The sequence below is a fragment of the Mesorhizobium sp. M1E.F.Ca.ET.045.02.1.1 genome, from assembly GCF_003952485.1.
In the GTDB taxonomy this organism is placed as follows: Bacteria; Pseudomonadota; Alphaproteobacteria; order Rhizobiales; family Rhizobiaceae; genus Mesorhizobium.
This window is the reverse complement of record NZ_CP034447.1, coordinates 2,565,965-2,578,659: the sequence shown is the minus strand read 5'-3', so window position 1 is coordinate 2,578,659 and position 12,695 is coordinate 2,565,965. Positions and strand designations below refer to the sequence as shown.

General features: G+C 58.6%; 10 protein-coding genes. 3 read left to right on the top strand and 7 right to left on the bottom strand.

What is annotated here, in order from left to right:
- Window position 1: 1 nt before the first annotated feature.
- Window positions 2-724 carry an NDP-sugar synthase gene (locus EJ070_RS12515; protein WP_126095724.1) on the bottom strand — a complete coding sequence of 241 codons (723 nt, stop codon included), beginning with the start codon at window positions 722-724 and terminating at the stop codon, window positions 2-4.
- Window positions 725-1,181: 457 nt separating this feature from the next.
- Between EJ070_RS12515 and EJ070_RS12510 the strand changes: the two genes are divergently transcribed.
- On the top strand, window positions 1,182-1,838 hold the full coding sequence (locus EJ070_RS12510; RefSeq protein ID WP_126091638.1) for a response regulator transcription factor: 657 nt from the start codon (window positions 1,182-1,184) through the stop codon (window positions 1,836-1,838).
- 104 nt (window positions 1,839-1,942) lie between these two features.
- Here the strand turns inward: EJ070_RS12510 and EJ070_RS12505 are convergent, their stop codons facing one another.
- Window positions 1,943-3,592: a PAS domain S-box protein gene (locus EJ070_RS12505; RefSeq protein WP_245464862.1), complete on the bottom strand. Its 1,650-nt coding sequence runs from the start codon at window positions 3,590-3,592 to the stop codon at window positions 1,943-1,945.
- 282 nt (window positions 3,593-3,874) lie between these two features.
- Here EJ070_RS12505 and EJ070_RS12500 point away from each other — a divergent pair, with 282 nt between their 5' ends.
- Entirely contained in the window at window positions 3,875-4,573 is a 699-nt protein-coding gene (locus tag EJ070_RS12500) for a helix-turn-helix transcriptional regulator (protein ID WP_126091636.1), read from the top strand.
- Between the two features lie 334 nt (window positions 4,574-4,907).
- Here the strand turns inward: EJ070_RS12500 and EJ070_RS12495 are convergent, their stop codons facing one another.
- The 4 genes from EJ070_RS12495 to EJ070_RS12475 all read right to left on the bottom strand — a co-directional run bounded on the left by EJ070_RS12495 (window position 4,908) and on the right by EJ070_RS12475 (window position 8,742).
- A complete protein-coding gene (locus tag EJ070_RS12495) occupies window positions 4,908-6,020 on the bottom strand; it encodes a glycosyltransferase family 2 protein (protein ID WP_245464861.1) in 1,113 nt (370 codons plus the stop codon).
- A complete protein-coding gene (locus EJ070_RS12490; protein ID WP_126091635.1) occupies window positions 6,001-7,257 on the bottom strand; it encodes a lipopolysaccharide biosynthesis protein in 1,257 nt (418 codons plus the stop codon). Before EJ070_RS12490 ends, EJ070_RS12495 begins: the two co-directional genes overlap by 20 nt.
- Window positions 7,258-7,732: 475 nt before the next feature.
- Window positions 7,733-8,515 (bottom strand): AAA family ATPase, encoded by a 783-nt coding sequence (locus tag EJ070_RS12480; RefSeq protein ID WP_126091633.1) that lies wholly within the window; start codon window positions 8,513-8,515, stop codon window positions 7,733-7,735.
- Window positions 8,512-8,742, bottom strand: a complete 231-nt coding sequence (locus tag EJ070_RS12475) for a hypothetical protein (protein ID WP_126091632.1) — start codon at window positions 8,740-8,742, stop codon at window positions 8,512-8,514. Before EJ070_RS12475 ends, EJ070_RS12480 begins: the two co-directional genes overlap by 4 nt.
- Before the next feature lie 530 nt (window positions 8,743-9,272).
- Between EJ070_RS12475 and EJ070_RS12470 the strand changes: the two genes are divergently transcribed.
- Window positions 9,273-10,304 (top strand): methyltransferase domain-containing protein, encoded by a 1,032-nt coding sequence (locus EJ070_RS12470; protein WP_189350507.1) that lies wholly within the window; start codon window positions 9,273-9,275, stop codon window positions 10,302-10,304.
- A gap of 173 nt (window positions 10,305-10,477) precedes the next feature.
- Here the strand turns inward: EJ070_RS12470 and EJ070_RS12465 are convergent, their stop codons facing one another.
- A complete protein-coding gene (locus EJ070_RS12465; protein WP_126091630.1) occupies window positions 10,478-12,694 on the bottom strand; it encodes an exopolysaccharide transport family protein in 2,217 nt (738 codons plus the stop codon).
- Window position 12,695 lies beyond the last annotated feature (1 nt).

The window sequence follows — 12,695 nt, the reverse complement described above, 5'->3', positions numbered from 1 at the left end:
TTCACGCCGCGGCGGCGGCGACCTCGATGGATGCCGACTGCTCCTCCCAGGATGTCGCCTGCGCTTTCTGAAAATCCTCGACGCGGCCGATGTCCAGCCAGAGACCTTCGTGCTTGTAGACGTGCACGACCTGTCCATCTTGAAGCATTTGCAGCATGAGATCATCGAACCCGAAGGGGATGCCCGATGGAATGAACTGCAGAACGCCTGGATTCATGCAATATATTCCCATGCTTACCAGGTGCGAGAGCGCAGGCTTCTCGCGGAACACCCGGACTGTGTCGTTGACCTCGTCGATGACGCCGAAATCCATCTTGGTGATACGCGAAGCGGTCGCGATCGTGACCAAATCGTTGTGCGCCTTGTGCGTCGCCACGAACCGACTGAGGCTCAGGTCGGTGAGCACGTCGCCGTTGAGGACAAGAAACGGTTCATCCAGTTCGTCCCTGATCAAGGAGAGCGGGCCGATGGTCCCGAGCGGTTCCATCTCCTGGGTGTAGCGGATCTTGAGGTTCCATTGCGAACCGTCGCCGCAGACACTGCGGATCAGATGGCCGAGGTAGCCGGTTGTGACATAGACGTTTTCGATGCCGTTGCGCCGCAGCCATTTCAGCAGCAATTCAAGCACCGGCCGGGCGCCGATCGGCATCAGAGGTTTGGGCAATACCGATGTGAATGGCCGAAGCCGCGTACCCATTCCACCGCATTGAATAACCGCTTTCATACGATCCTCCGTGCGTACTCGGCCGACACGACCAATGATCAACCCTATCGTCCGGCAGGATGAACGCGACCGATGGCCTGCCGGACATGCCTCGACTTCATGGCCGGGAAATTACGCCGTGGCCGGTGGCCTGTCGTCGTGCGTTCGAATGGCGCTCCGGACGCTGCTCAAAGCTGCACGGATTGGAGCCCGGATGGCGAGACTTGTCGCTCGGCGTCCAAGCTCGTCCGCCCGCAGGCACCGACGGACCAAGGTCCGACTTGAATCATGGTAAACGGGGAGTAAGCTTTTCTGCCGCCGGATGGGTACATCAGACTGGCGATTGAGTGTGAAGCGGGCATTGTTGGGGACCGGCTAACCACAGGTTATGGATCGCCTCAGAATTCGTATTGGGCAGAACAACGCTCTGGGCGATTGCCGTTAGCCCCCCAATGGGCAGTGTGTGCGTTGGGGTAAAATGTACAAGATCGTCATCGCCGATGATCACGGCCTCTACCGGCGTGGCCTGCGGTTGGCTTTGACCGCCGGCATTGATGGCGTCGATATCTTTGAGGCGACGTGTTTCGATGCCGTCGTTGGCCTTCTTGCCGAACACAAGCCCGTCAGCCTCGCGATGCTTGACCTCAACATGCCGGGGCTCTTCACTCAAGAAGTGCTTGGCGACGTCCTGGCGACCTATCCGGACACACGGTTTGCGATTGTTTCCGGAAACGATTCACGATCCGAAATACTGACCGCTCTCTCGGTGGGGCTGCACGGTTATATCGTGAAATCGCAGAGCGATGAGGAGGTCGTGCTGGCGGTCAAGGAAATCCTCTCAGGTCGAATCTACGTGCCGGCGCTGCTGTCCCGGAACTCCGGGAGCCGAGAGCACATGTTGGAGATCCCGCACGGGAACAGTGCCGGTGCCGGCGCCCTGGAAAGGCTCACGTCGCGACAGAAGGATGTTCTGAGGCTGATGGCTGAAGGATACTCGAACAAGGAAATCGCGCGAGATCTCGATATCGCCGAGGCGACGACGAAGATTCATGCCGCCGCGATCATGCGGGAGCTGGGGGTTCGAAATCGCACGGAAGCGGCGGTTTTGATCAAGACCTGGTTGGGGCCGATGTGAACCAATGCATGTCGCCCAAAAGTGTGCAGCGGTTTTGGGAAAACGACATGCATAAAAACAAAGATTTAAAGCGCGTCGCTCAAATCCGTTTCAACGTGACGCGCTTAGCCTTGGATCTCCTTCGGCGACAGCCGGAGAGAGTACCGCAACCCATCCTCCCGCATTTCGAATTTTGAGGAATGCCCTAAAAGGGGTGCTCCGTCGACTCCCAGAACCATTGATCCGAAGCCCTGGCGCTTGATCGGAGCGATGCGTCTGCTCCCTGTTTCGATCCAATCAAATACGACCTCGTCGCCTGCCTTCCCTGAGACGAAATCCCATCGCACCTCGATCTTGCCGTGCGAGTCGCCGAGCACCCCATGCTTTATCGAATTGGTGGTGAGTTCGTGGACGATCATTGCAAAACTCTCAGCCGCCCCGCCTGAAATCTTGATCTCCGGGCCCGTAACCGTTGTCTTGCCTGCTTCCGAGAAGGGCCGAAGTTCCTGAGCGACCAGATCATGAATGGTGGACGATGCATCGGCGCTGTTCGTGAGCAGCATATGCGTCACCTCGAGCGCGCGAATTCGCTCGATGAGCGTTTCCTTGAATTTGACGAGGTTGCCGTCCGGCGCATTGACCATCTTCACTATGGCCGTGATGACAGCAAACAAGTTGCTGGACCTATGGCGCTGTTCGAGCATCAGCCCTTCTTGCTTTCTGATCGCCGCACGCAACAGCGTCGTTTGCCGTCGCTCGGTCAAATCCGCTGCGATGCCAGTCCGTTGATTGCGGCCGTTCTGGTTTTCCTCGCGTCCCCGCAAGGCGATCCAACGGATTTGACCGTCCGGCCGCTTGATACGGACCTCAACGTCATAATTGGCTCCAGGACGATCCTTCCTTGGAGGCGATGCGATTTTCGCCCAGTCCGCTTGGTGTACGATTGCCGACATATCCCCCAAGGGACGAAGCGCAGCCGGCTGCAGCCCTAAAATCTCCCAAAATTTGTTTGAGCCCGAGATGACCTTTTCGCCATACTCTATTCGCCACATGCCCAGCCTGCCGGCAGATAGCGCGAGGTCCAGCCACTCCCTCTGAGCCACAAGCGCTTCACGAGCCGATCGTTGTTCCGTAATGTCGTCGACGACCATGAACAGACTGTCGAGCGGCGACGTGTCCGGCGCGGACAAAGAAAGCGTGAGCCGGGCCCAGAACGTGCTGCCATCCTTTCTGATCAGGCGCATTTCTGAGCCGGACGACGGCGTCTCGGCACTCAGCCCCGCCAGCGACTTTTTGAACAAGTCACGATCGTCCGGATGGACAAACGCATCCATCTGCCGGCCAACAAGGTCATCCTCGGGGTAGCCCAGCAAGGCACCGAGGCGCCTGTTCGATCGCAGCACCTCACCTTTGTCGTTGGCGGTGGCAAAGCCCATGGCGGCTCGCTCAAAAACCCGGCGGTAACGCGACTCGGCAGCCTCGACGGCTGCGAGCTTGACGTCCAGCGACGCACGTAAGCTTTGCCTCGAACGGTCGAAAAGAAAGGCAATCATCCCGCCGGCAAGCAAAAGCAGAATGGCGCGTACCCATTCATCGGCAAAAGCCTGGCCATTCATGACGATCCGGGCACCCAAACCGGCAGCCGCCATCACAAGGGTCGATGCGATCGCAAGCCAGCGGTTCTCAAGGAAGGCAATGATAACGATCGCCGGGATGAATTCGAGAAAACCTGGGTCAACGGCACCCGTAAGGGAAACCCTTGCCTCGAAGAGCAATGTAGCGATCAGTATGGCCGTCGACGCTAGATGAGTTCGCGACAGGACTAGACCTCTTTCAGCACCTCATCCAACCTAACTACTACTTTCGGCTTAACCCGTCGAGCTTAGACCGTCGAACGCGCAATCTAGTACGTCTGCTCGCTTTCACACTCCAACGTCCCGGCCTATTGAGAATCAGCAGCCAAACCTTCCGATTATCGATCGTCAAGACGCACTTGTGTCGAAGCAGCGACTTGGCGTCAGGGCGCCGATAGCGGCGATGGGCGATAGGGGTGGTCAATGAACCTGGTCGATGGGCAGAACGACACACGATACAGCGCGCAACGTAGCATGTTGGAGGCGGGCTTTGGCGGCAGGCCAAAGACCTCGGTCTATGCTCAAGGCTCTGACCGCAAGGTCAGGCCGGTTCCGGTAAGCAGGTGCGAGCGGCCGGGGCTCGATTCGATAACCGGCATGCTCGAGCGCATAGGCTGTGGCTGGCTTGTTTTGAGCGAGTCGAAGAGGGTTCTCAAATGGAACGCGGCCGCTGAAACCATTCTTGACAGTTATGGGAATTCTCCGGATCGACACAGCGATCTGGCTGCGGCGCTGCGGAGTTTGATCGCCAGCGTGCCCGCTCATTTTATGCCCGGGACGTTGTCCTGGATCGTGATCCGCAGCGCTGGAGACCGGCCGGTTATCCTCAACGAAGAAGGGATCGTCACTCCCGACAGATCGATCATCCTCGCCCTCCTTGACCGCCAGCCGAGATCCGGGCCGAACCCTCAAACGCTGCAGAAAATGTTCGGCTTGACCGGCGCCGAAACGCATCTGGCATTGCGCTTGGCGAAAGGCGATGCCCCCCTGGAAATCGCCGAGCATTGTCAGCTTAGCCGGACGACGATCCGCACCCAGCTTGCCTCGCTCTTCGCGAAAACGGACACGAAGCGTCAGGCGGAACTGGTCGCTCTTTTAGGGCGGATTTCCGTGTTGCCTTAGGGCAACTCCAGGAAAAGTGCGAAACGCTTAATGCATGTCGCGCAAAAGTGTGCAGCGGTTTTGCGAAAACGACATGCATAAAAAAAAGACCTAAAGTGCGTCGCCTGGATCCATTTCAGCGCGACGCGCTTTAGGCGCGGCGACTTCGCCGTAGCCTCCGTCCGCAATTGCGTGGAAACAAATAGCCAGCGGTTCGGCGTTTTCGTGAAACGATGAGCCGCTCCAGACACAAGCGACGACTTCACTTTTCCTGGAATTGCTCTAGCGCCGGCCGTTGGCGCCGACGGCGCCTTCGCGATGGGCGGCCTGCCAGCTCGCGCCCAACCGATAGCGCTCAGCGTTTGCGGGTCTGCAACGGCCCGAGTGTCCGGCGTATCCTGAAGAGGTATTCCCGAGCATATTGATTGGCTATTTTCATCACCGATGGACGAAGGATCTGCAGCGCATCCCGCATGGTTGTTCGCCAGGACTGATACCGGAGCCTGGCCGGGATGCGGGCGACCCGCAGCGCACGCAAAAGGGTCTCGGGATCAGGCAGCCCCTTCCTGTCCTCGATAAGACCCCAGTTGAGCTGCTTGACGGCAAGGGTTACCTCGTCCACGTCGTCGTAGCTCTTCGTCGTGGTGATGCTGGGGTGGCGTGTCGCGTCGTAGAAGATCAGGCCCTCATTGATGGCAACCATATCTCCGCAACGGGCAAGGTCCACGAAGAACAACTGGTCGACCCCGGCCGGGATCGATTTATGGGCGCGCATCAGGCACCCGGCGTGAATGACCGTAGCGTTGATCAAGAGCGTTGACGGTATGATGCCAAGGCTCCTGGTCATGCGAACCAGATAAAGGTCCGTCAGGCACTGCTGGCTTGAATAGAGCGAAACCCGGTTTTGCTCTGGTGGATCCGAGCGCATGACCACCCGGCTCTCCTCGACGACATGCGCTGCGCAGGTCATGAACGCCGCCGACGGATATTTTATCGAAATCTCGGCAAACCTCTTCAGGGCTCCCGGGGCCAGCCAGTCGTCGTCATGCAGCAACTTGATCCACTTCCCCCTGCAGGCGAGCATGGCGTTGTTGGTGTTCTCCACCTGCCCTCGACCTCGGTGATTTTCCACGATTCGAATGCGAGGGTCGGTTCGTGCATATTCTTGCAGGATGGGCCAACTCGTCCCCCCTCGTCCCTCGTCGTCGCTGACAACAAGTTCCCAGTTCGAGAAGTCTTGCCCCACAATGCTGTCAATAGTGCGCCGAATGGTGTCGGGCCGGCGAAAGGTTGGAACGGCAACTGAAATGAACGGGCGCAGTGCCGCGGCATCTGCAAAATGAGCGGCATCGTTCATGTCACGCGGACCGAGCCGTGACGAACCTGCCTCACCTTCTTTGCGCTCCGGGGAATCCGCTGGTGGCATAGCCCCTTCAGAGCGCGCGCCGCTATTCAATAGGAGCTTCATGGGCTCTTTCCTCGCGATGATATGAGCTCGGCAACGTCGGCCGCTCTGCGTTGCGCCTCAATAGGTAGACCGAGGCTGCGGCTCTGAGGGCAAAGCCGACTGTTCCGCCAGCCGCCATGAGATAGATGACGTCGATGGGCGCCCAACCCGCCTTCGCGCCGGCGAGCAACGGACCAAACACGAGCACCATCCGCGCGGCGTCGACGACGAGCCGCACTTCTTGTCGGCGCAGCAGAGCGGGAACCTCGCCGAGTGGCGTCGATAGTGCCTGCACGGCGCCCATGAACGCCAGCGCGGTCATGATCTGGGCGGTCGGGATCCAGGCCTCGCCCAGGAGGGGAACGACAAGGTAAGGGGCTGCCAGCCCGAGCGCCAGGATCGGCAATGCGGCGAGACCAGCTGCAAGTATCAGAAGGCCCCGCGCGATGCCAAGCAGATGGCCGCGATTGCTGGTCTTGTTCGCCTCGGCGACGAAGACGTTGCTGAGCGGCGTGGCGATCAGCACGATAGGCCCAGTTACGAGCCGCGCTGCGACACCGAGGTAACCGGCGAAAGCCGCGCCGAACAATGAACCGACGAGAATCGCCGGAAGATTGTTGATGGCATAACTGCCAAGGGTCGCGGGGATGTCGAACAACGGAAACTTGTATTCCCTCCTGGCCTTGTCGAGGACGCTCCGCCATGGCGCTCGGGCGATGCCATGCAGGTCATTCCAACTCAGAATGCGGAGGCCCAGGAAAGCGAGAAAGATGAACTGGCTGAGGATGTGCGCATGCACCATCGCCTCCCCCCCCAGACGGGCAAAGCCGAAAACCAACTGCAGCAAGGCCATGGTCGCGGGCAAGATGAGACGGCCGACGGCGAAGTCACGCAACAAGCCCGCGCGCAAGGCCCAGCAGTTCATCGTTTCAACGAGTGCTGCGCCGCTCATCCCAATTGGAACGAGCCAGACCAGATGTCTGAGTTGGACAGGTGTAACGCTCGAAAGCACCTGCCCGGCCGCGAAGGTCAGCGCCCCGGTCACCAACACAGCCAGGAGAATTAGCTTGACCGTGACATAGGTCTGTCCGGCTTCCTTGACGCCGTACAGCGAAGGCTCGAAGCGCAGTGCTGCGACGGCGCCAAGTATGTTTACGGCCGAAAGATAGATCGTGAAGAGGCCGAAATCCGCGGGAGAATAGAGCCTGGCCAGTATCGGAATCGTGGCGACGAGGATGAGTTGCCCGACAATCGCCATCGCCGATACGCCACCCGCCGCTCGGACGATTTTGCCGATCGCGTTTGGAGGAAGATCGGCTCCTATTGGCCCCCCCTGGATCTCAGAAAGTCGCTTTGGGACATGGCTCGCGATTCCAGAAGCGGCTGAGGATTGGGACAAAGAGCTTACGGTGCACACCGCGCCTCGCCATCATTCACCTGAATGACGCTGCCCGGCCGAGCACTCCGGCTGCCCGAATGAGACCGTTGGATTGCGAACCAGCAGCACAATTCTTGACACGCCTGCCCCTATCCCGCTCATCGGTTGGAACGATCAGCCTTGGCAACTCTCGAGCTAATGCATGTCGCGCAAAAGTGTGCAGCGGTTTTGCGAAAACGACATGCATAAAAACAAAGACCTAAAGCGCGTCGCCTGGATCCATTTCAGCGCGACGCGCTTTAGTGATCGCGACCGCACTGGGACGCGCGGACTTTCCGGAGTCAGGACCGCTGCCTCAGTTGGTGCTATCCACTGCGAATGCTGAAGTTACGTTTGGGGATCCGCCGCCGGATTCTATCATTTTGGCGACGATCTTGCGCTCGACGTCCTGAATGCTTTTCATTGTTGTGGGCTCGTTTGAAATGCCTACCGAAATAAATTCGCGACCGGACACGGAAAGCAGCTCGCTGATTTTTTTGAAGATACCAAAGGAACCCATATTTACATCGAAATCGGCCTCAAAGAGGCGTTCCGCGGGAGGTTCGCGTTCCATGCGCCGGCGCAAACGTGTCGCAACGATCGGCCGCGGCACCACGACTCTAATGGTGATATCAGCTACAGGAACGTTGTTCAGCGCCGTTGCAAGGGCGGCTTTTCCCGCGGCTCCATTCAGCGATGCCAGCGACCCGATTGCCTGAACATACCCCTCATCGAAGATCACGATGTCTTCGGTGAACTTGGCCTGATCCCAAACAGAAGACATTTTCAGCAGCTGCTGCCAGATGCGGGCGCGCCAAAGTGCGCTTTTGGGTGGAATTGCCCTGACCATCAGCAGAGGTTTCGACAGGTCCTCAATGCCGTTTGGCGGAAAGAGAACCAATTTCATCGTGGACAACGTCGCCGAGACGATCCTCGCGACGAACAGAAAGACTCCGAAGTCGAGGGTTCCCGCCCGTTCGGCAGGCTGGTAGCTCCGCGCAACCTCAGCGTGGTATCCGTCCTCGCACAGGCGCTTGGCAAGGGCGTGAGCAAAGGTCGTCTTGCCCGAACCGGGCGGTCCGAAAAGCTCGATGATCACGAATTCAACACCCGATCATAATAGCCGCGCTTCACGGTTTTCGTATAAGCAAAAGGTCCGCGCTGTTGCCAAATCGGAACTTGGCGTGCCGCTTGAAGCTCAGCCTTGCATTCGAGATAGTCCGCGCGTGCGAGAAGCCGCATCGTCGAGGTCGCAGGGATTGCTGACAAGGTCACCGAAGGACCGTATAGCATTGCGACCAGAATAAGCTGGCCGGCGATCGCCATGGCCGACCCTTCCAGCCGCGCAAACGATGGTGTCGATCGGGCTCCACGCAATATCGATGGTTGCTTTCTCGGCCCTGGGAACAGAATGTCGCTGGCCCCTATCTGACATGAATTGGCGCTTCCGAAGAGGCAAAGTCATCACGGCAAGGAGAGCTTACGATGGGCGCAGGGCCTCGCCATCATTCACCTGAATGACCGGATTCGGCAGAGCGGCTGGATCATGAGTTCCGCTGCTCGATGCAAGTCATCGCAAAGGGGCTTTCATTCCGAGTATCGGCATCTGCCGATGCGCCCACGGAAACCGGCGCGAGGGTTCAACAATTGCGAACTTCCGGGCTGGCAGAAGGCGTCTCTCAACCTCGAGGCCTCTACCCTGTGCAGCATGAGGACTCATTGCGGCGCCACTCCGCCGAACGATGTCATTCAGATAAATGATGGTGACGTTCGGTCCCCATCGTAAGGTCACGTCGAGTGCATTTGCCAATTCGGAATCGCGGCTTCGTGCGGTCAGGGCTTTAGGGACAAGCGTGATGACCATCTGTCCGGCGTGTGGCAGCAAATCAACTGCGAAATTGTTCGAAGTGACAGCCGACGAGGCCTCCCGACACTTCATTAATCCGCGGCAAGACCCCGAGCGCTCTCGAAAGCTGACGAGCCACCTCTCGGATCTCTGGGGCCGCGACGCCTGCGATATCCGCAAATGCTCAGATTGCGGATTCGGTTTCGCAGATCCCTTCGTCGCGGGCGGCATCGAATTTTATAACTTGGCCTGGGCGCACCCCTCCTATCCAACCATGAGATGGGAATATGCGCGAACAATCGTCGAGCTTACGGGCTTGAAGACCAAAGGAAAGACCGTTGTCGACGTAGGAGCCGGTTTCGGCTACTTTCTCGACCGCGTGAAGAATAAATTCTTCGACGTCTCAGATATTTCTGCGGTCGACTATAACGAAGAATCGCAGTCCGTACTGTCTGCAAAAGGTTTCAAGACTTTTTCGAACGACGTTCGAGAGAGTAGCTTCGATTCTATGAGAGAGGCATTTGACTTTATTTGTTTGTTTCAAGTCTTTGAGCACATGGATCACGTGGATGACGTCTTCTCTCGATTGAAATTCCTCTTAAGGCAGCAGGGTTCTGTATTCATTGCAGTGCCAAACGAAAACAGGACCTACTATATGGAGTCCCACGGCTCCCTCATAGACATGCCACCAAACCACATCGGTCGCTGGACGAAAGAAGCGTTCGATGCCATGTGCCGACGGCACGATCTGCAATTGACCAAATGTGAGCGAGAACCGTTCAACCTGCTTGGATTCCTCAAGCAAGACATCGTGAACAGCTATTTGCGCAAGGGCGAGAAACCAGGCACCCTGAGTGAATTCGTCCGCGCCCTGCCACGAAGCAAAGCTCAACGGATTGCGCAGGGTCTGACTGCGCTTGCGATTTCGCCGTCACGCTTGCCAGCGTGGGCATATGCGGTCAAGAACGCATCGACGCTGGGCGGGAACGCACTCTGGGCGAGGATCGACAAAGTCTCGTCGTCGGCGCTACGGCTCCATTAAGTCAAATAGCAACGAACCGCTTGCTGCGAATGATGGGTTGTTCGGGCAGCCAAGCCGCAAGGACCACCACCCCGTTTGAGGACGGCCGCTCGGCGTATAGGCAGTGGCCCCAGGGCGATACTCGCGCCCGTTCATGCAATTATCGTTGCTTGAGGACGAGCCTGCAGCTCTCGTCATACCTTCTCGCGCAAGAGATCGGCGCTGTCGCCGAGCCGATATCCGGCATGCTTCTTGAGGTTCACCCGCGTAAGGACGCTCCCGACCGGTACCGAACTAGAATCGTCTCCCTGAAGCAGTTCCAGCACGCCGCGGGCGACATGACGTTGCGTCTTCGCCCACCGGACTGCGAAAAGCACCACATCCGCCCATCCAGTGAGGAACCTGGCTTCCGGCCTCCCGAGCCCCGATGGTCCAATTATGATGACGACGCTATAAGCCGAGTGCAGATCCTCCATCACTTCGGACCCGTTCCCACGGGACAGCAGAGTCAGCAGATCTTCCGAGGGACCGAGGGTCATTAGGTCGATTCCGACCTCAGGCATGCCGGTAACCGCATCCTCCAAGGCGCAGCGATTGCCCACATAGTCCGCGAAAGAATGGCGAGCCTTTGGTCCACTGAATTGATGCAGAAACTCGAGTGTGAGCTGCGCGCCCTTGGGTTCAAGATCGACCAGAAGGACTCGACCGCCCAGCCGCGTGGCCGCCAATGCCAGGCTCCATGCAAGTTCGGTCGCTCCATCTTCGGGCACGCTGGAGGTGATCAGCATGATGTGCGGCGAACGAACTCTCAGTTGATTTGGTGCCGCCGCGACGAGCAGGGATGTCACGGCACGGCTGTATCGAGACTCCTGCTGGCCCAAAACCAGCTGCTGCAGCCGCTTCGCGTGCGTCGTTGGAGCCTGGGGTATCAATCCCAGGCACGGAACCCTGAGCGCTGCTTCAGCTTCGACCTCGCCGCGCAAAGTGCGGTCAAAGCGTTGGCGGACAAGTACCAGGATCCCTCCGATCAGGCCGAACAGAATCATACCCGGCGGAACGAGGAAAATTGGCGGAAGGGTTGTTGCATTCGTGGGCGGCCACGCCGCGGAAAGAATTCCGACGCTGGGGGATGGACTTGCTATGCGCCGCTTTAGGTCCTGTTGCCGGGCCAACAGGTCATTGTATCGCTGCGTCAGGATGCTCACCTGCGGCTCGAGCGCGCGCAGTCCCGAGAGCCGCCCGGCTGTATCTGCCACGACCGCGTCGAGGACATTCTTACGCTCTTCCAGAGCCCGTACCTGAGCCCGATAGATGTTCACCTCCGCGGCGATACGCGCGAGGCCGTGCTCGACCTCGCTGTCAATCGCTTTGCTCAGATCCTTGTCTGCCGGCGCGCCGGCCTGGCGAGCCGCCAGGTCGGCCAACTCAGGCGTGCCGATGGCTTCGACCAGCGAGGCGACTGGTGCGCCCTGCTTGCGAAGGTCCTCAATATGTTGAAGACGGGATTCCATCGCAGCGAGATCCGCTTTGGACATCGATATCTGCTGGGTGAGTTCGGCCGTCTCCTTGGCAGCGTTGTCCGCCGCACCCTGATCGACTGCGCCGTGACTCAGTCGATACCTCTCCAGACGATCAGTCGCTTCCGCGAGACTGTCTTGTATAGTCGGCAGTCCGGCGACTATCGAGTCGAGTTCCTGCCTGTCCGAAGCCTGACTTTTGGCTGTAAGATCGCCGATATAGACTTGGACGAACGTATTGGCCACCAGAGCGGCTCTCGCCGGATCAGGATCGGTAAAGCCGACGCTGATAACTCTGGATCTCAGTTCCTGTCCAATCCTTAAGCCCTCGCGCAGCACCTTGAGTTCAGCCGCATCTGGCTCCGCCGGCGTGCTTCGCGGCCAAAGTTTGGCCAGCAGATTGTTCAGGACCGAGCGCGATTTCGGCTCGACGCGATCAGTATCGAGAGGAGGGCTTCCGGTTCCAGCACCAGGCTGATTTGCAGCATCGGCAGCGTCCATCTTGCGCAGCGCCGCCACTACGCTTCGCAAATGGCTTTGCGACGAGAGCATGGTGATATGGTCGTCCATGCTGGAGTCCAGCATATCCTGAGCAGAGATCAGACCACCGGCAGGGGCTGCTCTGCTGGGTGCGTCGACGAACACCTGTGTGGTAGCTTCGTACAATGGTGGACGGGCAAGGCCCGAAAGCGCGGCCAGGACACCTCCTGCGATGATCATGGCAAGCAGGAACCACCTTTTTCGCTGAAGGGTAACAACAAGCTGATGGACCGGTGTTTGCGTGTCCATCTGTTCGCGCAGCGGCCGTCTCAGACGCTGGTTGATTTCGCGTCCAGGCACCGGCATTTCAGTGGCATGCGGAAGATGGATGCGGCTGACTTTGGACCCTTCCATC

What these genes read in the sequence shown, in the direction of transcription:
- EJ070_RS12515 (WP_126095724.1), bottom strand. Translation starts at nt 724, where the DNA reads ATGAAAGCGGTTATTCAATGCGGTGGAATGGGTACGCGGCTTCGGCCA.
- EJ070_RS12510 (WP_126091638.1), top strand. Translation starts at nt 1,182, where the DNA reads ATGTACAAGATCGTCATCGCCGATGATCACGGCCTCTACCGGCGTGGC.
- EJ070_RS12500 (WP_126091636.1), top strand. Translation starts at nt 3,875, where the DNA reads ATGAACCTGGTCGATGGGCAGAACGACACACGATACAGCGCGCAACGT.
- EJ070_RS12495 (WP_245464861.1), bottom strand. Translation starts at nt 6,020, where the DNA reads ATGAAGCTCCTATTGAATAGCGGCGCGCGCTCTGAAGGGGCTATGCCA.
- EJ070_RS12490 (WP_126091635.1), bottom strand. Translation starts at nt 7,257, where the DNA reads ATGGCGATTGTCGGGCAACTCATCCTCGTCGCCACGATTCCGATACTG.
- EJ070_RS12475 (WP_126091632.1), bottom strand. Translation starts at nt 8,742, where the DNA reads ATGGCGATCGCCGGCCAGCTTATTCTGGTCGCAATGCTATACGGTCCT.
- EJ070_RS12470 (WP_189350507.1), top strand. Translation starts at nt 9,273, where the DNA reads ATGACCATCTGTCCGGCGTGTGGCAGCAAATCAACTGCGAAATTGTTC.
- EJ070_RS12465 (WP_126091630.1), bottom strand. Translation starts at nt 12,694, where the DNA reads ATGGAAGGGTCCAAAGTCAGCCGCATCCATCTTCCGCATGCCACTGAA.